Here is a 22,295-nt window from a genome sequence, read left to right as displayed (position 1 = left end):
GCATGAAAGCGTTTTCTAATTCATGGAGCGATGCGATGAAGCAGGGTATTACACTCGGTGAGTTCGTCATTCAGCAGCAGGCTGATTTTCCTCATGCCACGGGGGAGTTGAGCTCATTGCTCTCCTCCATCCGCCTGGCGGCCAAGATGGTGAATCGCGAGATCAATCAGGCGGGGATCAGCGAGATCCTGGGCAGCATGGGCATAGCTAACGTACAGGGCGAGGAGCAGCAGAAACTCGATTGGTATGCCAACGAGCGCTTCAAACTGGCGCTGGCGGCGCGAGGTGAGGTGTGTGGGCTGGCCTCGGAGGAGGAGGAGGAGTTTGTGGCCTTTGCGCCGGTGGAGGGTACCCGCTCCAAGTATGTGGTACTGGTTGATCCGCTGGATGGCTCCTCCAACATAGATGTAAACGTCTCGGTGGGCACTATCTTCTCCATCTATCGCCGGATCAGTGAGGCTCCCGCCTCGGTATGTCAGCGTGATTTTTTGCAACCGGGTTTCCGGCAGGTCGCGGCGGGCTACATCATCTATGGTTCATCGACCATGCTGGTTTACAGCACGGGGCAGGGGGTCAATGGCTTCACCCTTGACCCCTCTATCGGCTGCTTCTATCTCTCCCACCCCAAGATGCAGATCCCGGAGGAGGGGTTCATCTATTCGGTGAACGAGGGCAACTATCTCAAGTTCCCTCTGGGGGTGAAGCAGTATCTCAAGTATTGTCAGGCGCAGGACCCCGAGACTCATAGGCCCTATGGCTCGCGTTATATCGGCTCTTTGGTCTCCGACTTTCACCGCAGCCTGATCAAGGGGGGGATCTACATGTACCCATCCGGTACTAACTCGCCCCAGGGCAAGCTGCGTCTGCTCTATGAGTGCAATCCCCTGGCATTTTTAGTGGAGCAGGCGGGGGGGATCGCCAGCGATGGTTTCTCGCGCATTCTCGACAAGCAGCCCCAGAGTCTGCATGAACGAACCCCCTTCTTCATCGGCTCCAGCAACATGGTGCGAAAACTGCAGCAGATGATGCGGGAGTTCTCTCCTGAGCTGGGGGCTGATTCTTGATAGAAAGATGCAGATAGCAGAAGGCGGCCCTTGAGCCGCCTTTGTGTTAGTAGCCTAAGCCGCTTTGTGCGATTAGGTTAGCGCTCGTCCATGGGCTGAACGGCCCGGGTTGGCGCGCCGGAATAGAGCTGGCGCGGGCGGCCAATCTTGCTGCCCGGATCGGATTGCATCTCCAGCCAGTGGGAGATCCAGCCAATGGTGCGGGCCAGCGCGAAGATCACAGTGAACATGGAGGTCGGAATGCCAATGGCGTTGAGAATGATGCCAGAGTAGAAGTCCACGTTGGGATAGAGCTTCTTGTCGACAAAATAGGGGTCGGAGAGGGCAATCCGCTCCAGCTCCATGGCCACATCCAGCAGCGGGTGATCCGTGACATTCAGCTCCTTGAGCACTTCATGGCAGGTGTCACGCATGACGGTGGCGCGCGGATCGTAATTCTTGTAGACCCGGTGGCCGAAGCCCATCAGACGGAACGGGTCATTCTTGTCTTTGGCGCGGGCGACAAAGTGCGGAATGCGCTCGACTGAACCAATCTCCTGCAGCATCTTCAGGCAGGCCTCATTGGCGCCACCATGGGCTGGACCCCACAGGGAGGCAATACCGGCGGCGATGCAGGCAAAGGGGTTGGCCCCGGAAGAGCCGGCCAAGCGCACACTGGAGGTCGAGGCGTTCTGCTCATGGTCGGCATGGAGGATGAAAATCCGATCCATGGCGCGCTCGATAACCGGGTTGACCCGGTACTCTTCGCACGGTACGGCAAACATCATGTGCAGGAAGTTGCCCGCATAGCTGAGATCGTTACGCGGGTACATGAAGGGTTGGCCGATGGAGTACTTGTAAGACATGGCCGCCAGCGTGGGCATCTTGGAGATGAGACGGAAGGCGGCAATCTCTCTGTGCTTTGGGTTATTGATATCCAGCGAGTCGTGATAGAAGGCGGAGAGGGCGCCCGCGACCCCACACATGACGGCCATAGGGTGCGAGTCTCGACGGAACGCCTTGAACAGCGAGGTCATCTGCTCATGGACCATGGTATGGCGCATCACATGGGCATAAAACTGATCATACTGCGCTTGATTGGGCAGCTCGCCCATCATCAGCAGGTAGCAGACTTGCATGTAGTTGGTATGCAGTGCCAAGTCGGCAATCGGGTAGCCACGGTGTAGCAGTATCCCTTTGTCACCATCTATGTAGGTGATTTTGGACTCGCATGAAGCGGTAGAGAGAAAGCCCGGATCGAAGGTGAAATAGCCGTGGGCGCCCAAGGCGCGCACGTCTATGACCTCGGGCCCCTCAGTGCCAACCAGTATGGGTAACTCAATGGGATCGCGTCCTGGAATATGTAATGTGGCGATCTTGTCAGCCATAGCAATTCTCCTTTGCTCATTATTCTTGAGACACTCAACTCGGGTGTTGGGACATGATAACGCGAGAAAGCGTGCTCTGATGGGGTGTATTTGTATCAGATGGGGGGGGGTTGTCAATTTTAGTGGCGGTAGTTGCTCACTATGTAGTCATAGACTGAGATCTGGCTTGAAGAAATGATGTTTCATGAATGTTGTGAGTTTGTAATCAAAACAGGCCGCTGGATATACTCGATAACAGGATATGTGGTGGTTGGATGATTTTGCAAAATAACAGATATAGCTGAGTTCGTTGGCAAGAGTGGGCTGAACTCCCGGATGTGACTAGCGAGGAATAGTGGCTCGAGCCGTGAAATTAGTGATTTGTTTGCCAACTCGAACCAGGTTTCATGGGCTGGTTTCGGGTCGAATATTGATAATGCATTGAGAATACAGGATTATCAGTTCCCACAGTTGATGTGGGGTTAGCCGACTGCCTGTAAATCACCCATTCATCCCTCCTGGCATTCCGACCATAGGCTGGCGTTTGCCATTCTATTGAGCAGGGGATGGGACAACTCTGGCCTGCCTCTGAAAGCTGCCCTGCAGTATTGATAACAAGGGATCACCATGCACAATGGCGCAATGAAAGCCTGGTTAGACTCTTCTCACCTAGCGGGTGCGAATGCCACCTACATTGAGGGTTTATACGAATCCTATTTGCAGGATCCTCTTTCGGTCAGTGATGAATGGCAACAGCGTTTTGCTGAATTGAATGGCGGCCAGGCTGAGCCACTGCATGCTCCGGTTCGCGAACACTTTCGTCGTCTGGCCATGGCGGGCCATGCTCGTCAGTCCATGATGGAGGTGAAGACCGATATTCGACAGATCCGGGTGTTACAGCTCATCAATGCTTACCGTAGTTGTGCCCATCAGATGGCCAAGCTGGATCCTCTGGGGCTGTGGCAGAGGGAGCCGGTCAGTGAGTTGGATCCTGCGTTTTACGAATTGAGCGATGGCGACCTGGATACCCGCTTTAATGTGGGCTCCTACATGGGGGGCTTGCCCACCATGAGCCTGCGGGATCTGCTCTCGTCGCTACAGAAGAGTTACTGCGGCTCCATCGGGGCCGAATACATGCACATGACCTCTATTGAGGAGAAGCGCTGGATCCAGGCCCGGCTTGAGGCGGCTGAAGGGCAGGCAAACTTCTCTGCCGAGCAGCGTCGCCAGATCCTGGCCGATCTGACCGCGGCCGAAGGGTTGGAGCGCTATCTGGGGGCCAAGTTCCCGGGGGCCAAGCGCTTCTCACTTGAGGGCGGGGACATGCTGGTGCCCATGGTCAAGACCCTGCTGCGCGAGGCCGGCAAGGCGGGTACGCGGGAGGCGGTGATCGGCATGGCCCACAGAGGGCGCTTGAACATGCTGATCAATGTCCTGGGCAAACGCTCCCAGGAGCTGTTCGACGAGTTTGCCGGTAAGCACGGCGAGTCTTGGGGGACGGGCGATGTGAAGTATCACATGGGCTTCTCCTCGGACTTTGCGACCGAGGGTGGCAATGTCCATCTGGCACTGGCCTTCAACCCCTCCCACCTGGAGATAGTCAATCCTGTGGTGGTTGGTTCGGTGCGAGCCAGGCAGGATCGCTTGGGCGACAAGAGTGGACTCATGGTGTTGCCCATCACAGTACACGGCGATTCCGCCATGCCGGGACAAGGCGTGGTTGCCGAAACCTTCAACATGTCCCAGACCCGTGCCTTCGGGGTCGGTGGAACCATTCGGCTGGTGATCAATAATCAGATTGGTTTCACCACCTCCAACCCCAAGGATACCCGCTCCACCCTCTATTGCACCGATATTGCCAAGATGGTGCAGGCACCCATATTCCATGTAAATGGCGATGATCCTGATGCGGTCATCTTTGTCACCCAATTGGCTTTGGAATTCCGCAACACCTTCCATCGGGATGTGGTGATCGATCTGGTCTGTTATCGGCGCAATGGTCACAATGAGGCGGATGAGCCGAGCGCAACCCAGCCCTTGATGTACCAGAAGATCAAGCAGCATCCTACGACGCGCCAGTTGTATGGCGAGCGCTTGACTGAGTGCGGGGTTTTGACCGCCGATGGGGTTGACCAGTTAGCGTTGAATTACCGTGCGGCTCTGGATAGAGGCGAGTGCGTAGTGTCGGAGTGGCGCCCCATGGGCCAGCAGTACCAAGCCTGGACCCCCTATCTGGGCCACGATTGGGATATGGCTTATGACTCCCGCTATGGGGTGGACGAGCTCAAGGCATTGGGCGAGCAACTCTGTTGCTATCCGGCTGACCATGAGCTGCAGCGCCAAGTGCAGAAGATCTATGATGATCGCCGCTTGATGAGTCGGGGTGAGAAGCTGGTGGATTGGGGTTTTGCCGAGAATCTGGCTTATGCCTCGTTAGTGACGGCGGGTTACCGGGTGCGGTTGACTGGCCAGGATTCGGGTCGCGGCACCTTCTTCCACCGCCATGCGGTACTACATGACCAAAAACAGGGGAAGGCCTATCTCCCCCTGGCGCATCTGAGTGAGGATCAAGCCTCGTTCGAAGTCTATGACTCTGTGCTTTCCGAAGAGGCCGTCGTGGCTTTCGAGTATGGTTATGCCACTGCAGCCCCGGCGGGCCTCACCATCTGGGAAGCCCAGTTCGGTGACTTTGCCAATGGCGCCCAGGTGGTGATTGACCAGTTTGTCTCCTCCGGTGAGCAGAAGTGGGGGCGGCTGTGTGGCTTGACCCTGTTCCTGCCTCATGGTTACGAGGGTCAGGGCCCAGAGCACTCCTCGGCTCGCCCGGAACGTTATCTGCAGCTATGTGCCCAGCACAATATGCAGATCTGCATTCCCACCACACCGGCCCAGGTGTTCCATATGTTGCGGCGGCAAATGGTGCGGCCATTACGGCGCCCGCTCATCGTATTTACCCCCAAGTCATTGCTGCGACACCCACAGGCGGTCTCCTCTTTGGATCAGCTGGCCACGGGTTGTTTTCAGAATGTGATTGGCGAGATCGATCCCCATGAGCCGCAAGTCGTGACCCGTGTCGTGATGTGTTCGGGTAAGGTTTACTACGATCTGCTAGAGGCCCGACGCAAGGGGGCGCTGGCCCATGTGGTGATAGTGCGCATTGAGCAACTCTACCCCTTCCCTCATGCCGAGCTGATGCAGGTCCTCGCCGCCTATCCCCAGGTGCAGGAGTTCGTCTGGTGTCAGGAAGAGCCGCAGAATCAGGGTGCCTGGTATTGCAGCCAGCACCATTTCCGTGAGGCCATCCCTGATGGGGCCAAGTTACGTTATGCGGGGCGCCCGGCTTCGGCTTCGCCGGCGGTGGGGTATATTTCTTTGCACCTGAAGCAGCAAAAGGCGCTGGTGGAAGAGGCTTTGAACTGAGACTGCAACGACAAGGATAACAAGAATGAGTGTAGAGATCCGAGTTCCAGAATTGCCTGAATCCGTGGCCGATGCCACGGTCGGGAATTGGCATAAGAACGTGGGTGAGGCGGTGAAAGCGGGCGACTTGCTGGTGGAGATCGAGACCGATAAGGTGGTGCTAGAGGTCCCGGCTGCGGAGGATGGTATTCTCTCCGCTATATTGTGCGAGCGTGGCGCGACCGTCCTCTCCCGCCAGCCGTTGGCGACCCTGACTCCGGGTGTCGTCACCCCGGCTGCCAGTTCAACGGCCGAGGAGGAGCAGGCCTCGGAGGCCGATATTCTGACTCCCTCGGTACGGCGTATGTTGGCCGAAGAGGGGATTGATCCGGCTCAGCTGGTGGGCTCTGGCCGCGGCGGGCGCATTACTCGGGAAGATATCAGTCGTTTTCTGGCCAGCCGTCCCAAGGTTGTGCCGAGTGCGCCAGCCGTGACGGTAGCTAGCTCTGTGGTGGATGTGGTGACTATGGGGCAGAGTAACGCGTTGCGGGAAGAGAAGCGGGTGCCCATGACACGCCTGCGTCAGCGAGTCGCTGAACGTCTGCTGGATGCCAAGAATACCACGGCCATGCTGACCACCTTCAACGAGGTGAACATGAAGCCCATCATGGATATTCGCAAGGGCTATCAGGAGCGCTTCGAAAAGCGGCATAACATCAAGCTGGGCTTCATGTCCTTCTATGTCAAGGCGGTGACCGAGGCGCTGAAACGCTATCCCATAGTCAACGCCTCCATCGATGGTGGTGACATCGTTTACCACAACTATTTTGACATCAGCATAGCGGTTTCGACCGAGCGTGGCCTGGTGACACCCGTGCTGCGCGATTGCGATAGCATGTCGCTGGCCGACATTGAACGTGGCATTAAGTCGTTGGCGGATAAGGCGCGAGATGGTAAGTTGACGGTCGACGATCTCTCCGGTGGCAACTTTACCATCACCAATGGCGGGGTGTTCGGCTCCTTGATGTCGACCCCCATCATCAATCCGCCACAAAGTGCCATTCTGGGTATGCACAAGATCCAGGACAGGCCCATGGCCGTTGATGGCCAGGTGGTGATCCTGCCTATGATGTACTTGGCTCTCTCCTACGACCATCGCATCATAGATGGCCGTGACTCGGTTGGTTTCCTCGTGACGGTGAAGGAGTTGTTGGAAGACCCAACACGCCTGCTACTGGATATCTGATTATCACACTCCGGCGCCTAAGGCGCCGGAATTACACAACAGGGACAGAGTGTCATGAATTTGCACGAATATCAGGCGAAACAATTGTTTGCCGAATATGGCTTGCCGGTTCCGGCGGGTATGGCATGTTCCAGTGTGCAGGAGGCTGTCGATGCAGCCACAGCACTGGGGCAGGATAAGTGGGTGGTCAAGTGTCAGGTTCACGCCGGTGGCCGAGGTAAGGCCGGTGGCGTCAAGGTCGCGACCAGTAAGGAAGAGGTGCGAGCCTTCACCGAGCATTGGTTGGGTAAACATCTGGTGACCTATCAGACCGATGCCAAGGGGCAGCCGGTCAATAAGATACTGGTTGAGAGTTGCACCAGCATAGCCAAGGAGCTCTACCTGGGCGCCGTGGTGGATCGCTCCTCGCGTCGCGTGGTGTTCATGGCCTCTACCGAAGGGGGCATGGAGATTGAGAAGGTCGCTCATGAGACACCTGAACTCATTCACAAGGCGGTACTCGATCCGCTGACCGGCCCGCAGGCCTACCAGGCGCGCGAACTGGGCTTCAAACTGGGGCTGAATGCCAGCCAGCTCAAGCAGTTTACCGCCATCTTCCTGGGGTTGGGCAAGATGTTCGTGGCCCACGATCTCGCCTTGCTGGAGATCAACCCGCTGGTGATCACAGGTGAAGGCAATCTGCTCTGCCTGGATGGCAAGATCAACATCGACTCCAATGCGCTCTATCGCCAGCCTAAGCTGCGCGAGATGCATGACATCAGCCAGGAAGATGAGCGTGAAGCCCATGCCGCCCAGTGGGAGCTCAACTATGTGGCGCTCGATGGCAACATCGGCTGTATGGTCAATGGTGCCGGTCTGGCCATGGGCACCATGGACATCATCAAGCACCATGGTGGCTTGCCCGCCAACTTCCTGGACGTGGGCGGTGGCGCGACCAAGGAGCGGGTCACTGAGGCCTTCAAGATCATTCTCTCCGATGACAAGGTCAAGGCGGTACTGGTTAACATTTTCGGTGGCATAGTGCGTTGCGACCTGATTGCCGAAGGCATCATAGGTGCCGTGGCCGAGGTGGGTGTCAAGGTGCCGGTGGTGGTGCGTCTGGAAGGTAATAATGCCGAGTTGGGCTCTGCACACCTGGCACGCAGCGGCTTGAATATTATTGCTGCCAAGAGTCTGACCGATGCGGCAGTGCAAGTGGTGAAGGCAGCGGAGGCCGTGGCATGAGCGTGTTAATCAACAAAGAGACCAAGGTGATCTGCCAAGGCTTTACCGGCTCTCAGGGCACCTTTCACTCCGAGCAAGCTATCGCCTACGGCACCCAGATGGTTGGCGGCGTGTCACCGGGCAAGGGGGGCTCCACCCACCTGGGTCTGCCGGTGTTCAACACGGTACGCGATGCCGTCGAGACCACAGGGGCTACGGCATCTGTCATCTATGTGCCTGCGCCTTTCTGTAAGGATGCCATTCTGGAGGCGATAGATGGGGGCATTGAGCTCATAGTCTGCATCACCGAAGGGATCCCGACCCTCGACATGCTGCAGGTCAAGTGCAAGCTGGAAGAAACCGGTGTGCGCATGATTGGCCCTAACTGTCCGGGTGTCATTACCCCGGGTGAGTGCAAGATCGGTATCATGCCGGGCCATATCCATCTGCCTGGCAAGGTGGGGATTGTTTCCCGCTCTGGCACTTTGACCTATGAAGCGGTCAAACAGACCACGGATGCCGGTTTTGGTCAGTCTACCTGTGTCGGTATCGGCGGCGATCCTATCCCGGGCTCCAACTTCATCGACATACTCCAAGCCTTCCAGGACGATCCCAAGACTGAAGCCATTGTCATGATTGGTGAGATTGGTGGCACGGCAGAAGAGGAGGCGGCCGCCTTTATCAAGGCTTATGTCACCAAGCCTGTGGTCTCCTATATCGCGGGTGTGACGGCTCCGGCTGGCAAGCGCATGGGCCATGCTGGCGCCATTATCGCCGGTGGCAAGGGGACGGCAGTTGAGAAGTTTGCTGCCCTGGAAGAGGCTGGTGTGAAGACGGTCCGCTCTTTGGCCGATATAGGCGCTGCGCTCAAGGAAGTGACCGGCTGGTGAGTCTGTCGCTCTCTTGGTACTAGAAAAACGCCGTCAATTGACGGCGTTTTTGTTGGCTAGGTTTCTCGTGCCACCTTGCATCATGGCCAGTTACTCCCGCCAAACCTGGGGGGCGGTTAGCTTGGTGGGCAGGGTGAGCTGCCAGCGGGTCATCTCCTGGCGGCTGAAGAGATATTCCCCTCGGGTTGCTGTGCGCGGGGGCAGACTCTCAGGGGGGCTACCCAGCAAGACTTGCTTCACCAGCTCACTGGCCGCCGCGCCCTGCTCGTAACCACTCAACACCAAGCCACCTACGCACTTGCCGGGGCCAACACTGAAATCCCAGAAGGCATACAGGGGGAGGGTGGTGGTATTTCCCGCCCATGCCAGCGCCTGTTCGGCATCCACTGGCTGGCCAGCCGCATCTCGCAGTGTGTGGTAGAGACCGAGAAAGATCTGCTGATAGCCCTGTTGCCTGGCCTGCGTTATGGCGGCCTGCCATTGGCTATAACTATTGGTCAGTTGGATGTCTACCTGCAACTTGCCTATGCGCCAGTGTGTCTCGCCGCTGAAGGCCTCATGGACGGCTGTCTGCGAGACGGGGCTTGCATCAAACAACACCAGGGCTTTTTGTACATGGCCCTGCATGTTGCTCATTTCGCTGATGTTGCGTTTGAGCATAGGACGCTCCAGCACGCCAGTGATGTTGTGATAACCATAGAGTCCATTCTGTCTGGGGTTAGCATTCATGCCCAGGTAGACCACAGGAGTTCCGGCAGCGGCTATCCGCTTGGCGAGCAGATCGATGGCATTGTCATCGGAGAGGACGACAATGCTGGGTTTGAGTTCAAGGTAGTACCGCCAGGCAAGCTCGGCTTGGGCGGTCAACTGCTGGGGGGAGAGGCGCTTGGCATTGAGGTAGAAAAAATGCAGTTGGTGACTAGCGGCGAGTCGGGCATTGAGCCCCAGGCTGTTACTGATCACCCAGGGGTGCGTGGCATGGTAACTCTCGATGACCAGGATCTCTGCCGCATACAGCGGGGAGGGCTTACCTAGCCACAAGAGCGGCAAGAGACATAACGCGAAAAGTACTCGATATCCCATAGCGGCGAGCTAGGTCCTTGAGAATTAGTCTCATCAGAGTAGCTTCATATGAAGAACAATGACATAACTAATCACAATCTTATCAAGATGATGTGATTATCTTCTCGACTTGTACGTCCAGTTGGCCTTGTGCCAGTTGAATAGCGAGCCGATCGCCCGGGTTAACCTGAGTAGCGGCGCGGATCACCTCCCCCCCCTGGCGGGAGGTGATGCTGTAACCGCGAGCTAGCGTGGCCAGGGGGCTCACGGCCTCCAGGCGAGTCAGCAGCAGGCCATGTCGGGCTTGCTGCTGGCTGAGTAGCTCCCCGGCTTGTTGGCCCAAGCGCTGATGCAGCAGCTCGAGACGATACGCTCCCTGCTGCAGGCGAAACAGAGGGGAGTGTTGCTGCACTCTGTGGGTCAGGCGCTCCAGCTTGCGCTCCTGCCGCAGCAACAGTTGCTGCTGGCTCTGCCAAAGCCGCCCTTGCAGTTCATCCAGATGCTGTTGCTGTTGTTGCAGCCGACGTTCCGGGTGCTGATGCTGCAGACGTTGTAGCAGCAGGGTCAGTCGATGGCGATGTGCCAGGATCAGGCGGGAGCCGCTCCGGCGCAATGTTTGCGCCAGTTGCTTAAGTTGTTGCTGCTGTTCGGCCTGATCCGGGCTAACCAGCTCGGCGGCCGCCGATGGGGTGGCGGCGCGCAGATCGGCTACCAGATCGCTCAAGGTCACATCACTTTCGTGTCCCACGGCACTGACTACCGGCAGTCGGCTTTGGGCTATGGCCCGTACCAGGCGCTCATCGTTGAAGCACCAGAGATCTTCGGTCGCGCCGCCGCCACGCCCCAGGATCAGCACATCACACTCGGCGCGGCGATTGGCGCAACTTAACGCTTGAACGAGTTGCTCGACGGCCAGCTCTCCCTGTACTTGCGCCGGGTAGAGGATCACCTGCAGGCTGGGAGCCCGGCGTTTAAGCACGGTGAGCAAGTCATGGATGGCGGCGCCTGTGGGGGAGGTGATAAGACCAATGCGGGTGGGATGCAAGGGGAGCGGGCGCTTGCGCTCCAGGGCAAACAAGCCCTCGGCCTGCAATTTCTGCTTGAGCTGCTCTAACTGCATCTGCAAGACCCCATCGCCCGCCGGACGCATGCTCTCGATGACGAGCTGATACTCGCCTCTGGGTTCGTAGAGTGACAGCCTGGCCTGTACCAGCACCTGCTGGCCATCCTGGGGGCGGAAGGCCACCCGGCGATTGTTGCCGCGGAACATGGCACAGCGTACCTGAGCTCCGGGATCCTTGAGCGAGAAGTACCAGTGCCCTGAACTATGCAGCACCAGATTGGAGAGCTCCCCCACCAACCATACCACGCCCATCTCCTGCTCCAGCAGGATGCGCACCCGGCTATTGAGGCGAGTGACGGTGAAAATGGTCTGCTTGGCTTCGGACATGGGGGCTCTCTTGGGTGGGCTATTATGGCGCCATTATTGGGGATAGCGTCATGAGGGTAAATGCGTTTTTTGTAAAAAAACTACAAAATAGCTTTACCAATGGTGATCAACTGTCTAGAATTCCGCTGCAATATTTTACCCTCCCCCCAACCTCCCTAACGGTGAGATATTGCCATGTTGCGTATAGCTAAAGAAGCCCTGACCTTCGACGATGTTTTGTTGGTTCCGGCACACTCTCAAGTGTTACCCCATACCGCTGATCTGCGTACTCGCCTGACCAAGGATATCATTCTGAATATCCCTATGGTCTCCGCTGCCATGGATACCGTCACTGGTGCCCGTCTGGCGATTGCCCTGGCGCAGGAAGGCGGTCTCGGTTTTATCCACAAGAACATGTCTATTGAGCTGCAAGCCGACAAGGTGCGCCGCGTCAAGAAGTTCGAAAGTGGTATCGTTGCCAGCCCTGTTACTGTTCACCCTGAGATGACCATAGCCGAACTCAAGGAGTTGACCTACTCCTGTGGTTTCGCCGGTTTTCCTGTGGTGACGGCGGCCGGTGAGCTGGAAGGCATCATCACGGGTCGTGATGTGCGTTTTGTCACCGACCTCTCCCTGAAGGCTCATGAGGTGATGACCCCCAAGGCGCGCCTGGTCACTGTGCTGCAAAATGCATCCCGTGAAGAGGTGCAGAGCCTGATGCAGAAACATCGCATCGAGAAGGTGCTGATCACCGATGAGCTGTTCCATCTGACCGGTATGATCACCGCCAAGGATTTCCAGAAGGCCGAGCGCAAGCCCAATGCCTGTAAGGATGCCCTGGGTCGTCTGCGCGTCGGTGCCGCTGTCGGTGCTGGTGCGGGCAATGAGGAGCGCGTCGCCGCCCTGGTGGAAGCCGGTGTGGATGTACTGCTCATCGACTCCTCGCACGGTCACTCCCAAGGCGTACTGGATCGTATCCGTGCTACCCGTCTGGCTTACCCGGATCTGCAGATCGTCGGTGGTAACGTGGCGACGGCGGCGGGTGCTCTGGCGCTGGCTGATGCCGGTTGCAGTGCGGTCAAGGTCGGTATCGGCCCTGGCTCCATCTGTACTACCCGGATCGTCACCGGTTGCGGTGTTCCCCAAATCACGGCGGTTGCCGATGCGGTTGAAGCCCTGAAGGGGACCGGTATTCCGGTTATCGCCGATGGTGGTATCCGCTTCTCCGGTGACATCGCCAAGTCTATCGCCGCCGGTGCGCATCTGGTGATGGTCGGCTCCATGTTCGCCGGTACCGAAGAGTCCCCGGGTGAGATCGAACTCTATCAGGGTCGCTCCTTTAAGTCCTACCGCGGTATGGGCTCACTGGGTGCCATGTCCAAGGGTTCTTCAGACCGTTACTTCCAGTCCGATAACGCCGCTGACAAGCTGGTGCCGGAAGGGATCGAAGGTCGGGTTCCCTACAAGGGACTGGTCAAGGAGATCATCCATCAACAGATGGGCGGTCTGCGCTCGGCCATGGGTCTGACTGGCAGTGCCACTATTGAGGATCTGCGTACCAAGGCCGAGTTTGTTCGCATTACCGGCGCCGGTATCAAGGAATCCCACGTCCACGACGTGACCATAACCAAGGAAGCCCCCAACTACCGTATGGGTTGATGGGGATGACAGGGCGCCTCGCGCCCTGTCCTTTTTCGGCCAGGCATGCTGTCGGCAGCGTGCCTGCATAAGCCACAGTGTCAAATCAGGAAGACCATGAGTAAAAATATTCACGATCACCGTATTCTGATCCTGGACTTTGGATCCCAAGTGACCCAGCTGATTGCCCGTCGCGTGCGGGAAATTGGTGTCTACTGCGAATTGTGGGCTTGGGATGTCACCGAAGAGCAGATCCGCGAGTTTAATCCGAACGGCATCATTCTCTCCGGCGGTCCCGAATCCGTGACCGAAGCGGGCAGCCCTCGTGCGCCGCAATATGTGTTTGAAGCCGGCGTCCCCGTCATGGGGATCTGCTACGGCATGCAGACCATGGCCGAACAGCTCGGTGGCAAGGTAGAAGGGTCAACGACTCATCGCGAATTTGGCTATGCCCAGATCGAGGTGAAGAGCCCTTGTGCCCTGTTCGACAAGATTGAAGATGCGTTGAGTGAGACCGGCACCCCCTTGCTGGATGTCTGGATGAGTCACGGCGACAAGGTCACGGCCATACCGGAAGGTTTTGTCACGACCTCGTCCACACCGAACTGCCCTCATGCCGCCATGGCCGATGAGAGCCGTCGCTTCTACGGCGTACAGTTCCACCCGGAAGTGACTCACACCCGTCAGGGTGGTCGCATGCTGGAGAACTTCGTCAAGCATATCTGTGGTTGTGAGGCGCTCTGGACCCCCGGCACCATCATTGAGGATGCCATTGCGCGCATTCGTGAACAGGTGGGCAGTGATGAGGTGATCCTCGGTCTCTCCGGTGGCGTGGACTCCTCTGTGGTCGCCATGCTGCTGCACCGCGCCATTGGCAAGCAACTGACCTGCGTCTTCGTTGACAACGGCCTGCTGCGCCTGAACGAGGGTGCTCAGGTGATGGAGATGTTCGGCGATCACTTCGGGCTGAAAATCGTCCATGTGAAAGCCGAAGAGCGTTTCCTCTCCGCTCTGGCGGGTGAGGCTGATCCAGAAGCCAAGCGTAAGATCATTGGTCGGGTCTTCGTCGAGGTGTTCGATGATGAGTCCAAGAAGCTGAGCAACGTCAAGTGGCTGGCCCAAGGCACCATCTACCCCGATGTGATCGAATCTGCCGCCTCCAAGACCGGCAAGGCCCACGTCATCAAGTCCCACCATAACGTCGGCGGTCTGCCGGCTGACATGAAGATGGGTCTGGTTGAGCCGCTGCGCGAACTCTTCAAAGATGAGGTGCGCCGCGTCGGTCTGGAACTCGGTCTGCCCTACGACATGCTCTACCGTCACCCGTTCCCCGGCCCAGGCCTGGGTGTGCGCGTGCTGGGCGAGGTGAAGAAGGAGTATTGCGAGCTGCTGCGCCGCGCCGATGCCATCTTCATCGAAGAGCTGCGCAAGGCCGATCTCTACCACAAGGTGAGCCAGGCCTTCGTGGTCTTCCTGCCGGTACGCTCAGTGGGCGTAATGGGCGATGGTCGCAAGTACGACTGGGTCGTCTCCCTGCGCGCGGTCGAGACCATCGACTTTATGACAGCCCACTGGGCGCATCTGCCTTATGAGCTGCTGGGTCATGTGTCGAATCGGATCATCAACGAAATCAACGGCATCAGCCGCGTGGTTTACGATGTCTCCGGCAAGCCACCCGCAACCATCGAGTGGGAATAGGGGTAATTTGTAATTAATTGATTTATATGGATTAAATTAATTAATAAACCGTTATTTCTATATTATCAATGGCATTTCACATGGCACCGCAATGGTCAGCCATGAGATAGACACCGATACCATGGAAGGCATGAGGAATGCCGACATGGTATCGGTTTTTTTGTCTGTGGCGTCTGGCAAAGTTCGTCGGGGTGATGCCCCTTCGACTTACTCTCCAGCTAACGTAGCAGCGCCAGGTTCTGGTCGATCCGGCTTTGGAGCAGGCGTAGTGTCGCGGGGCTGATTGCCTGCGGCAGCAGCCTGTCGGCGATGGCCGAAAACTGACTGGCCACCTCGCTGATGGCGTCAATGGTGCGGTTAGCATTCTGTGCCGGGACTTCCGCCTCTTCGGCGAGCCGCAGCAGAGCGGCGCGATCGATGGCCAGTGCCTCACCCATCACATCCATCTGGTGATAGCCGCCTGGCCCTTCGCAGAAGGTCACGTCATAGGCCGGGGCTAGCTTCCACTGACCGGTAGATGACATCAGGTAGGCAAAATTCTTGGGATGGTCGTCCCGGTTATTGAATACCACATTGAAGACGGCACGCTCGAAGGCGAAGGTCATCTCCCGCACGTCATTGGTACAGAGTCGGGTCGCTCGCAGGAAATTAACGTAGTCCAATGCCCCCGGCGCCCGATAGTCTGCACCGGTAAAGGCGGCCAGACTCTGCATGGGGATGTGCAGGTTATCCTGGCGGTCAAAGCGTTTGCTGGCAAAGGCTGCCAGCCCGTTGGGCAGGGTGAAATATTCAGTGTCAGGGGTCTGGATGCCACATAGCCGCAAACATTCGGCATAGACCATTTCGATGGCGCACACCTCGGCGTGCTCATCCTTGGCCGGGAACTTGATAAGCCAGGCGTCAAAGCCCGGCGTGGCGGCGGTGGTAAAGGTGCCGCTGAGTGGATTGCGATAGATCAGTGCCTTGGGGCGGGCGCCTTGCGGTGAGCCGCCCATCTGCAACAGCCGCTGCAGAAAGTCGCCATCCTCACCCCGCAGTACGTCCTGTACCTCGGCGGCGAGCTGGTCGAGCGGGATATGCTGTTGCGAAACTTCGCCCTCGGGCACGACGGGCTCGAATGACATGGCTCCCATGGCGTTGTTGCCAATATAGGCCAATCGCTCCAAGGGGCCGATCCGCGCCGTGATGAGTCCACGCCGCCGAAATAGCCTGTCCATCAACAGCATGCCCCAACCGTCAGGTAACGAGTCATAGACAGGCCCGGGCAGGCCCAACTGGTGAGAGGGGAAATCCCGGCGCAGCGGAGGGCCTTGCAATGGCAGGGTATAGGCGGAGAGCTCCAGGCCGCGGGCTTTGGCCTCATGGCTGTACTCAAACAGGATCTGCGGACGGCCGGTGAGGGTGGTGGTCGACACCAGCGAGCCCCATAGCCAGCGTTCACCCCAGCCTTCGTAGTAGACCTTGACTTGCTCAAGCATGGCCGGGCTTCCTCTTGATGCGCTGACGTGTGGCACTCTCTTCGTAGCGACGAATGTCGTCAAGGCTCTCCAGTTTAGGCAGGAACAGTGCTTCGATCTCTTTGGTCCGGCCAAGTACAATGGCGACGCGGACCAGGTTTTCGAAGCCGACATTGCGCCCGGCCTCCAAGTTGGAGACGGTATTGGTGCCGATGCCGGCGCGACCAGCCACATCCGCCTGGGTCATCTGTTGGGCCAACCGTTCCATGCGCAGGCGCTCACACAGTCGCTTGACGATTTCATCCGGCTTGCTGAAGCTTAAATCCAACATAATCTGTTTTATCGCTACTTTGGCCACTTAACTCACAAGATTATAGAATTAGTAGAGAATATATTCAATTCGTTTAATTCCATTATTTTGTATCATAAACTCAATTGAATGGGCATAAGCAACAATAAGTTGGATTTAAGCGCGCAAAGACCCTCGGTTGCGGTGAGCCATAGAGTGAGTTAGCTCGGGTTCAAACGTGATGTTCCACCGCACTGCATCAATAGAGGTGGTAATCATTGGTTTCCTCTGGCATGGATGCTGGGGGCGAGCGCGATGGATGGTCGAAAAATAGCACATGGGCTTTTTGTATCGTGCTGTGTCGGGATGATCTCAGGCTGACATGTCGTCAACCCCTCCCAGGGGGGGCGCAGGCCTTCGCGCTACCCAATGCATCCTTTACTCTGAAGCCCCGAAGGCCATCCCGGCTCGCACTCATGACTATTATGCCCCTGAACCATGACAAACACGCTGGGGGCGCATCAATAAAAGATCCCGAACCACCAACTCCACCATTGTTTATCCTTGGTGCTGATATTAAGTTCGCCATCGTATTCATCATCAAGCACAAGAAAACTATTTTTATCAAGATTAACCGCTTCGCCAGGAAATAGAGTGGCGGCACCACTCCATGCTCCGTAGCAGACAAAAGGTGAGGATTGACCTACGTAGCCATTTCTGTCATACAGCGTAAAATATATCGGTAACCAATCAGTGGTTAGAAGGCAATATAATCCTATTGGATTAACTGGGTACACGTCTTTCACAATAATCTTATACTTCCCATTTTTGGATACTTCACCAAGTGGGGGGGGGCATCTAAAAAATCCAATGAAACATGAGCAAGCAACAGCCAATATACTGCAAAGAGTGCGGCTAATGATTTCGCTATTTTTTTCATGAATAAATGCTCCTCTGATGTGAGTTGGAATTTGCAGTGGGCTCCGTTCACCACACACTTGGTTTGTAAATCAATGAAATATTCCAAACCACCAACTCCACCAGCGTTTATCCTTGGTGCTGATGTTAAGTTCGCCATTATATTCATCATCAAATACAACAAAGCTGTTGATATCTGTTGTAAATTCATCGCCAGGGAATCGATAAGGAACGTCATGCCATTTTCCATAGCATACAAAAGGTGAGGATTGACCTATATAATTATGATTCGCATCATATAAAGCAAAATATATTGGTGACTCTGTAGTTAAAAGGCAGTACAGTCCAATGGGGTTGACTGGATACATGTTCTTAAAGAGAACTTTGTATTGCCCATCTTTTGATACTTCACTAAGAGACGGTGTTTTTTCCAAGAAATTCAATGAAACATGTGCAAGTAGCAGCCAATATACTGCAACGAGTACGGCTAAAAATTTTGCCAGCTTTTTCATAAATAAATAACCCTCTGATGTGAGTTGGAATTTGCAGTGGGCTCCGTTCACCACACACTTGGTTTGTAAATCAATAAAATATTCCAAACCACCAACTCCACCAGCGTTTATCCTTGGTGCTGATGTTAAGTTCGCCATTATATTCATCATCAAATACAACAAAGCTGTTGGCATCAGTGGTAAACTCTTCACCGGGAAATATCAAAGCAGCACTGCTCCATGGCCAATAGCATGCGAATGGGGAAGATTGTCCTATATAATCACCATTGTTGTCGTATAAAACAAAATATTTCGGTGCCCACTCCTTAGTGAATAAGCAGTATAAGCCTATAGGATTAACAGGGTATACTGACTTCAAAGCAATCTTATATTTACCATCTTCTGACACTATGCTAATCGGAGGCTTTTTATCTAAAAAATTCAATGACACATGCGCAAGCAACAGCCAATATACTGCAAAGAGTACGGCTAAAATTTTCACCAGCTTTTTCATAAATAAATAATCCTCTGATGAGGGAGTGGATCTAACCAAAGCACATCCGAGAAGACAATAAAGTCTCCTCCTTCATTAGGTTTGTCTTGCCAATCCCGAAAGTCACTATTAAATACAGGGACAAATCCGCTCCAGTTATGTGCCAATATCCCATATGCGCCTAAGGTTACGGCTGCATTGTAAGCGGCAAGATATAATGTACTTTCAGCCTTGGTGAGTACCCTGTTTTTACTCCATATCCCCAATGGTTCAGAGGTGATTGGATTTTTGTCTACAAAATCATATGTATCCTTGAGGTATACGCCCACTCGCTCCACAAAGAAGGCCGGTCGTTTTTGATGAATGTCAGAATAACCACGTACTGCAAATTTCAAGCTGGCATTGCCGATGGCGCCATACCAGTCATCAATGGTGTCCCATAAAGCCCCAACCTTAATTGTATTCACCTGTGCCGTTGCATCCAACACTCTGGCGCTATCGCTCATGCCTAGTGGCACGCACAGATTGTGAGAGTAACCAGCTCGCACCAGTCTTTCACGTAATAGCTTCATTCCTGCAGTAGAGTTCCATGTGTTCATTCGCTCTTGCAATTTATCCTCAATGAATGGTCGCGCCCATGCCATTTTAACAATCGTATCGTTAATTCGCTCTTCTGGAATTGACCTTGCGTCGCCGCGAAGCAGCTGTTTTTTTATATCCTCTGTGAATTTATATGCTGGTCTTAAGCTAAACCAGTGACGCATTAACTGAGGCGCGACTTTCCAGCCCATTCTTTCCATGGCATCAGGAAGTTGGTTAAGATGGAAAATATCAACCTTAACATCTTGACCTTTCGTGTTCGCGCTTGGCGATAACTTTGCAGTGGCGACCGTCATTATCGCACCAGGGCGGGAGCATACTTTGATTTTGAATGTTTTTTACTCAAAAATGGCGCGCTATATTTCATAACTCAGCAGGAAAAATCATTTTTCTCCGAGATTTTTAACGTCGTACGCCTGATGGACGAAAAACAAACGAAGTATGCTCCCGCCCTGATTATCGCACTCCTATCCTTGTCTGAAAAACATAATCAAGCGTCAGATCTTCTTCAGTCTCGCCTTTTACTTTTGAGGTTTTACCACTGCCATCAACCATTCCTTAAACTAGCCCCTTCGAAGAGGTCATACCATATGCCAAATGTTGAAATGGAACGCCAGTCTCGCGCTCCATGATGCAGAAGTGCTCATCAAACAACCCAGCTATATTTAGCGGAGCGGTCGCTGACGGGGCCATGTCACCAATAATCACCGAGCTACCGCCGATAATGACCCCGCCACAACTCACCCCGCTCCCCGTAATAGCGGCGGCCTTGCCATTAAAAAATACCGAGGAGGAGCCTGTGGTAATGGTGCGGGCATGGGGCGAACTCTTCGGCTTGGTATGGGGGGTCAGCGAGTCACCCACTCTGGCCGCGGGCTTGTTGTCGATGATGATGTCTTGGGAGCCTGTAATGATCGGCGTGGGGGGGAATCCATCGTGGTCTGTGCCAATATCCCCTATCGTGGCGGCCTTGTTAGACATGTTTGTTCCTGACTAGCTCCAATTTATGAACATTACTAGGCTCACGGGTTTCCCTGTGAAAAAGGGCAACCGCAGCCGCCGGATGCAACTCAACACCACCAAGGGGGCTGGCGTGATCATCCAGTTATCTTTGTCGACGTGAAACACGCCAAGGGCTGGACTCTTGCTGTCTACCCTGGCACCAAAGAACTTGATTCCGTCGCCTGTGATCCGCACCTTGATCCCAAGGCTGGGTAGATGAATATCACGCTCCTTGCTGAGTAACTTCATGGGCCCACCGCACATCAATCAAAGCGCCATTGTACGATTAGCCTCTAACGAAGCCTATTGTCAAAACCCCCATGAACTCCACGAGCGGGGGCAATTAGCACACTTTGTCGCTGCTGGCGCGGGGGCGTGAGCAACGGGCATCATTATGGTCGCGTATCTAGCTGGGCTGGTTCTACTTGGCGCAGAGACCAAAGGCTACTTCCCCTTGGCAAGGGGAAGGTCGGGGTGGGGTTTTGCTGGTGTCTTTGTCGATGGCACTCTTCTGAGTAATCGGGTTCTGCTTAGCCTGACGTGATCTGATAGCGGGTATTCCTGCCGCCACCAGGCAATTTTTCAAGGCAGTTTTTCTCCAACAAGTCGGCCAGATGGCGCGTGGCTGTGGCTTTACTGACCTTGGCTACCTTCTGATATTGGCTGGCGCTGATGCCCTGCAAAAAGCCGTTCTCGCCACCGTCTAACAACCGATTTAGCACCTTGATCTGCTCGGCACTCAGCGGCTCGCTGCCGTGTTGTTGCCAGAATCGGCTTTTGGCCAGGGTGCGGGTGATCGCTTGCTGGGCCTGTTCCAATGTGGCATTCAATGTATCCAGAAACCAGACCAGCCAGGCGGTGATATCCAGGCTGCCTTTCTGGGTCTGCTCCAGAACGCGGTAGTAATCGGCGCGTTGTTCCAGGATCACCACCGACATGGCATACAGCCGGATACTCTGGCTATTGGCCTGGGAGAGTGCCAGATCGGTAAGGGCGCGGGTAATGCGGCCATTGCCATCCTCAAAGGGGTGCAAGGTGACAAACCAGAGGTGGCAGATGGCGGCGCGCAGCAGTGGGTCTTGGCCAGCATCATCGCGGCCAGGCCATCGGAACGATCCGAGATGGGGTAGGGTTGTTCTTCGGATACGCCTTTTTGTGATAAAGCGAGTCGGCGGGCCAGTGATGAGCGCACCGATTGGGCATTGAGCCGTTCATCTTCAATGGCCGAGGAGGCGAGGATATTCGCCAGCAGGGTATCGAGCGCCTGGGCTTGTTGTGCCAGCGTAGAGCCGTAAGCGGAATGGGTGCCAAGCAGCAGGCCCAGATTGCGCTGCGCCGTGCGTAGCCGTGGCTGTAGCTGTTCGTCTTGCCAGCAAAAGTGCGGCCAGCCTTGCTGTTGCCAGATCCAGTCAGCGGTCATCTGCTTGCCTAGTCCTTTTCGGTTACAAGATCACGCCAGATGAACCGAATCGAACATATATTCGGCTCACACAATGAGCCGATAATGGCGGTGATTCGGCTCACGACACAACAGGTATAACGAAAAGGATCTGCAGGGAGGCGGGAGTGTGTTGTTCGTGAGATGAGGTGGTCACAGTGGGTGGGCACTGATGAGCCCTGAAATTTTAGCGGCTAAATTTCTTTGTTTTCACCATGACTTGCCTGGAGTTTATTGGTCATAGTCAGTAATGCTGCCTTGATGTTTGGCGTGGGCGCGGAGGATGGCGCTATATTTAGCGCGTACTTCTGCAACCATCTCATCATCGTTTACATGCATTGAGGAGCGCTCTCTGGTGAGCTGTAAGCACCGGTCATTCATCATTTCCAGCCGTTGCTCATCGGGAGAGCTTTTCTTCTCCTCGTTGTAGATCTCTGCAAGGTAGATGGCCATAAGATGGTTGATCGCCTCTCTGGCGCATTCGAAGTTGATGGATTGCTCTTGTGTCCAACTCATGAATTCCTCCGATTTTAGCCGCTAAAACTGACGAGCTGGGATTGCGTACCTGCATTGATTCAATTATCGCTCAAGATTGCAATCTTGATTTGACCACTGTCATGTAGGGTTAATGT

Annotated in this window: 21 protein-coding genes and 1 pseudogene; 7 read left to right on the top strand and 15 right to left on the bottom strand. The window is 55.3% G+C overall.

Annotated elements, in window-relative coordinates; all coding sequences use genetic code 11:
- Positions 1-35: 35 nt before the first annotated feature.
- The gene (gene fbp, locus ACZYTD_RS09835; RefSeq protein ID WP_463891649.1) at positions 36-1,064 is read left to right on the top strand and encodes a class 1 fructose-bisphosphatase; all 1,029 of its coding nucleotides are present in this window, start codon (positions 36-38) and stop codon (positions 1,062-1,064) included.
- A 77-nt stretch (positions 1,065-1,141) separates the two neighbouring features.
- Here the strand turns inward: fbp and gltA are convergent, their stop codons facing one another.
- Complete coding sequence (gene gltA, locus ACZYTD_RS09830; RefSeq protein ID WP_463891648.1) at positions 1,142-2,431, bottom strand: citrate synthase; 1,290 nt, start codon at positions 2,429-2,431, stop codon at positions 1,142-1,144.
- Between the two features lie 606 nt (positions 2,432-3,037).
- On the opposite strand from gltA, the gene ACZYTD_RS09825 reads away from it, so the two are divergent.
- Genes ACZYTD_RS09825 through sucD form a run of 4 tightly spaced genes read left to right on the top strand, consistent with a single transcriptional unit; the run spans position 3,038 to position 9,148 of the window.
- The gene (locus ACZYTD_RS09825; protein ID WP_463891646.1) at positions 3,038-5,830 is read left to right on the top strand and encodes a 2-oxoglutarate dehydrogenase E1 component; all 2,793 of its coding nucleotides are present in this window, start codon (positions 3,038-3,040) and stop codon (positions 5,828-5,830) included.
- Between the two features lie 25 nt (positions 5,831-5,855).
- On the top strand, positions 5,856-7,055 hold the full coding sequence (gene odhB, locus ACZYTD_RS09820; RefSeq protein ID WP_463891645.1) for a 2-oxoglutarate dehydrogenase complex dihydrolipoyllysine-residue succinyltransferase: 1,200 nt from the start codon (positions 5,856-5,858) through the stop codon (positions 7,053-7,055).
- Between the two features lie 54 nt (positions 7,056-7,109).
- A complete protein-coding gene (gene sucC, locus ACZYTD_RS09815; RefSeq protein WP_463891644.1) occupies positions 7,110-8,279 on the top strand; it encodes an ADP-forming succinate--CoA ligase subunit beta in 1,170 nt (389 codons plus the stop codon).
- Positions 8,276-9,148: a succinate--CoA ligase subunit alpha gene (gene sucD / locus ACZYTD_RS09810; RefSeq protein ID WP_463891643.1), complete on the top strand. Its 873-nt coding sequence runs from the start codon at positions 8,276-8,278 to the stop codon at positions 9,146-9,148. The genes sucC and sucD overlap by 4 nt, the downstream gene beginning before the upstream one ends.
- Before the next feature lie 90 nt (positions 9,149-9,238).
- Here the strand turns inward: sucD and ACZYTD_RS09805 are convergent, their stop codons facing one another.
- Together ACZYTD_RS09805 and xseA are read right to left on the bottom strand one after the other, a co-directional pair.
- On the bottom strand, positions 9,239-10,231 hold the full coding sequence (locus ACZYTD_RS09805; protein ID WP_463891641.1) for an ABC transporter substrate-binding protein: 993 nt from the start codon (positions 10,229-10,231) through the stop codon (positions 9,239-9,241).
- A gap of 82 nt (positions 10,232-10,313) precedes the next feature.
- The gene (gene xseA / locus ACZYTD_RS09800) at positions 10,314-11,660 is read right to left on the bottom strand and encodes an exodeoxyribonuclease VII large subunit (protein WP_463891640.1); all 1,347 of its coding nucleotides are present in this window, start codon (positions 11,658-11,660) and stop codon (positions 10,314-10,316) included.
- Between the two features lie 174 nt (positions 11,661-11,834).
- On the opposite strand from xseA, the gene guaB reads away from it, so the two are divergent.
- Positions 11,835-13,298, top strand: a complete 1,464-nt coding sequence (gene guaB / locus ACZYTD_RS09795) for an IMP dehydrogenase (RefSeq protein WP_463891638.1) — start codon at positions 11,835-11,837, stop codon at positions 13,296-13,298.
- A 96-nt stretch (positions 13,299-13,394) separates the two neighbouring features.
- Entirely contained in the window at positions 13,395-14,975 is a 1,581-nt protein-coding gene (guaA, locus tag ACZYTD_RS09790; protein WP_463891637.1) for a glutamine-hydrolyzing GMP synthase, read from the top strand.
- A gap of 218 nt (positions 14,976-15,193) precedes the next feature.
- Here the strand turns inward: guaA and ACZYTD_RS09785 are convergent, their stop codons facing one another.
- The 12 genes and pseudogenes from ACZYTD_RS09785 to ACZYTD_RS09730 all read right to left on the bottom strand — a co-directional run bounded on the left by ACZYTD_RS09785 (position 15,194) and on the right by ACZYTD_RS09730 (position 22,179).
- Complete coding sequence (locus tag ACZYTD_RS09785; protein ID WP_463891636.1) at positions 15,194-16,453, bottom strand: type II toxin-antitoxin system HipA family toxin; 1,260 nt, start codon at positions 16,451-16,453, stop codon at positions 15,194-15,196.
- Positions 16,446-16,763 carry a helix-turn-helix domain-containing protein gene (locus ACZYTD_RS09780; protein WP_463891634.1) on the bottom strand — a complete coding sequence of 106 codons (318 nt, stop codon included), beginning with the start codon at positions 16,761-16,763 and terminating at the stop codon, positions 16,446-16,448. Before ACZYTD_RS09780 ends, ACZYTD_RS09785 begins: the two co-directional genes overlap by 8 nt.
- A gap of 479 nt (positions 16,764-17,242) precedes the next feature.
- On the bottom strand, positions 17,243-17,527 hold the full coding sequence (locus ACZYTD_RS09775) for a DUF6201 family protein (protein ID WP_463891632.1): 285 nt from the start codon (positions 17,525-17,527) through the stop codon (positions 17,243-17,245).
- A complete protein-coding gene (locus ACZYTD_RS09770) occupies positions 17,524-17,661 on the bottom strand; it encodes a hypothetical protein (RefSeq protein WP_463891630.1) in 138 nt (45 codons plus the stop codon). Before ACZYTD_RS09770 ends, ACZYTD_RS09775 begins: the two co-directional genes overlap by 4 nt.
- Before the next feature lie 70 nt (positions 17,662-17,731).
- Positions 17,732-18,289: a DUF6201 family protein gene (locus ACZYTD_RS09765; RefSeq protein WP_463891628.1), complete on the bottom strand. Its 558-nt coding sequence runs from the start codon at positions 18,287-18,289 to the stop codon at positions 17,732-17,734.
- Positions 18,222-18,644: a DUF6201 family protein gene (locus ACZYTD_RS09760; protein ID WP_463891627.1), complete on the bottom strand. Its 423-nt coding sequence runs from the start codon at positions 18,642-18,644 to the stop codon at positions 18,222-18,224. The genes ACZYTD_RS09765 and ACZYTD_RS09760 overlap by 68 nt, the downstream gene beginning before the upstream one ends.
- Positions 18,641-19,519, bottom strand: coding sequence for a DUF6402 family protein (locus ACZYTD_RS09755; protein ID WP_463891625.1), 879 nt, complete (start codon positions 19,517-19,519; stop codon positions 18,641-18,643). Before ACZYTD_RS09755 ends, ACZYTD_RS09760 begins: the two co-directional genes overlap by 4 nt.
- A gap of 262 nt (positions 19,520-19,781) precedes the next feature.
- Positions 19,782-20,204: a type VI secretion system PAAR protein gene (locus ACZYTD_RS09750; RefSeq protein ID WP_463891623.1), complete on the bottom strand. Its 423-nt coding sequence runs from the start codon at positions 20,202-20,204 to the stop codon at positions 19,782-19,784.
- A gap of 12 nt (positions 20,205-20,216) precedes the next feature.
- Entirely contained in the window at positions 20,217-20,474 is a 258-nt protein-coding gene (locus ACZYTD_RS09745; RefSeq protein ID WP_463891622.1) for a hypothetical protein, read from the bottom strand.
- 281 nt (positions 20,475-20,755) lie between these two features.
- Positions 20,756-21,283 carry a Fic family protein gene (locus ACZYTD_RS09740; RefSeq protein WP_463891820.1) on the bottom strand — a complete coding sequence of 176 codons (528 nt, stop codon included), beginning with the start codon at positions 21,281-21,283 and terminating at the stop codon, positions 20,756-20,758.
- A 161-nt stretch (positions 21,284-21,444) separates the two neighbouring features.
- A pseudogene (locus ACZYTD_RS09735) lies at positions 21,445-21,645 on the bottom strand (DUF4172 domain-containing protein); the annotation flags it as partial.
- Positions 21,646-21,894: 249 nt separating this feature from the next.
- Positions 21,895-22,179 carry a hypothetical protein gene (locus ACZYTD_RS09730; RefSeq protein WP_463891620.1) on the bottom strand — a complete coding sequence of 95 codons (285 nt, stop codon included), beginning with the start codon at positions 22,177-22,179 and terminating at the stop codon, positions 21,895-21,897.
- Positions 22,180-22,295: the final 116 nt, after the last annotated feature.

Source organism: Pseudaeromonas sp. HNCC25DJ180 (assembly GCF_055413345.1).
This window is presented reverse-complemented; position numbering and strand designations above follow the sequence as displayed.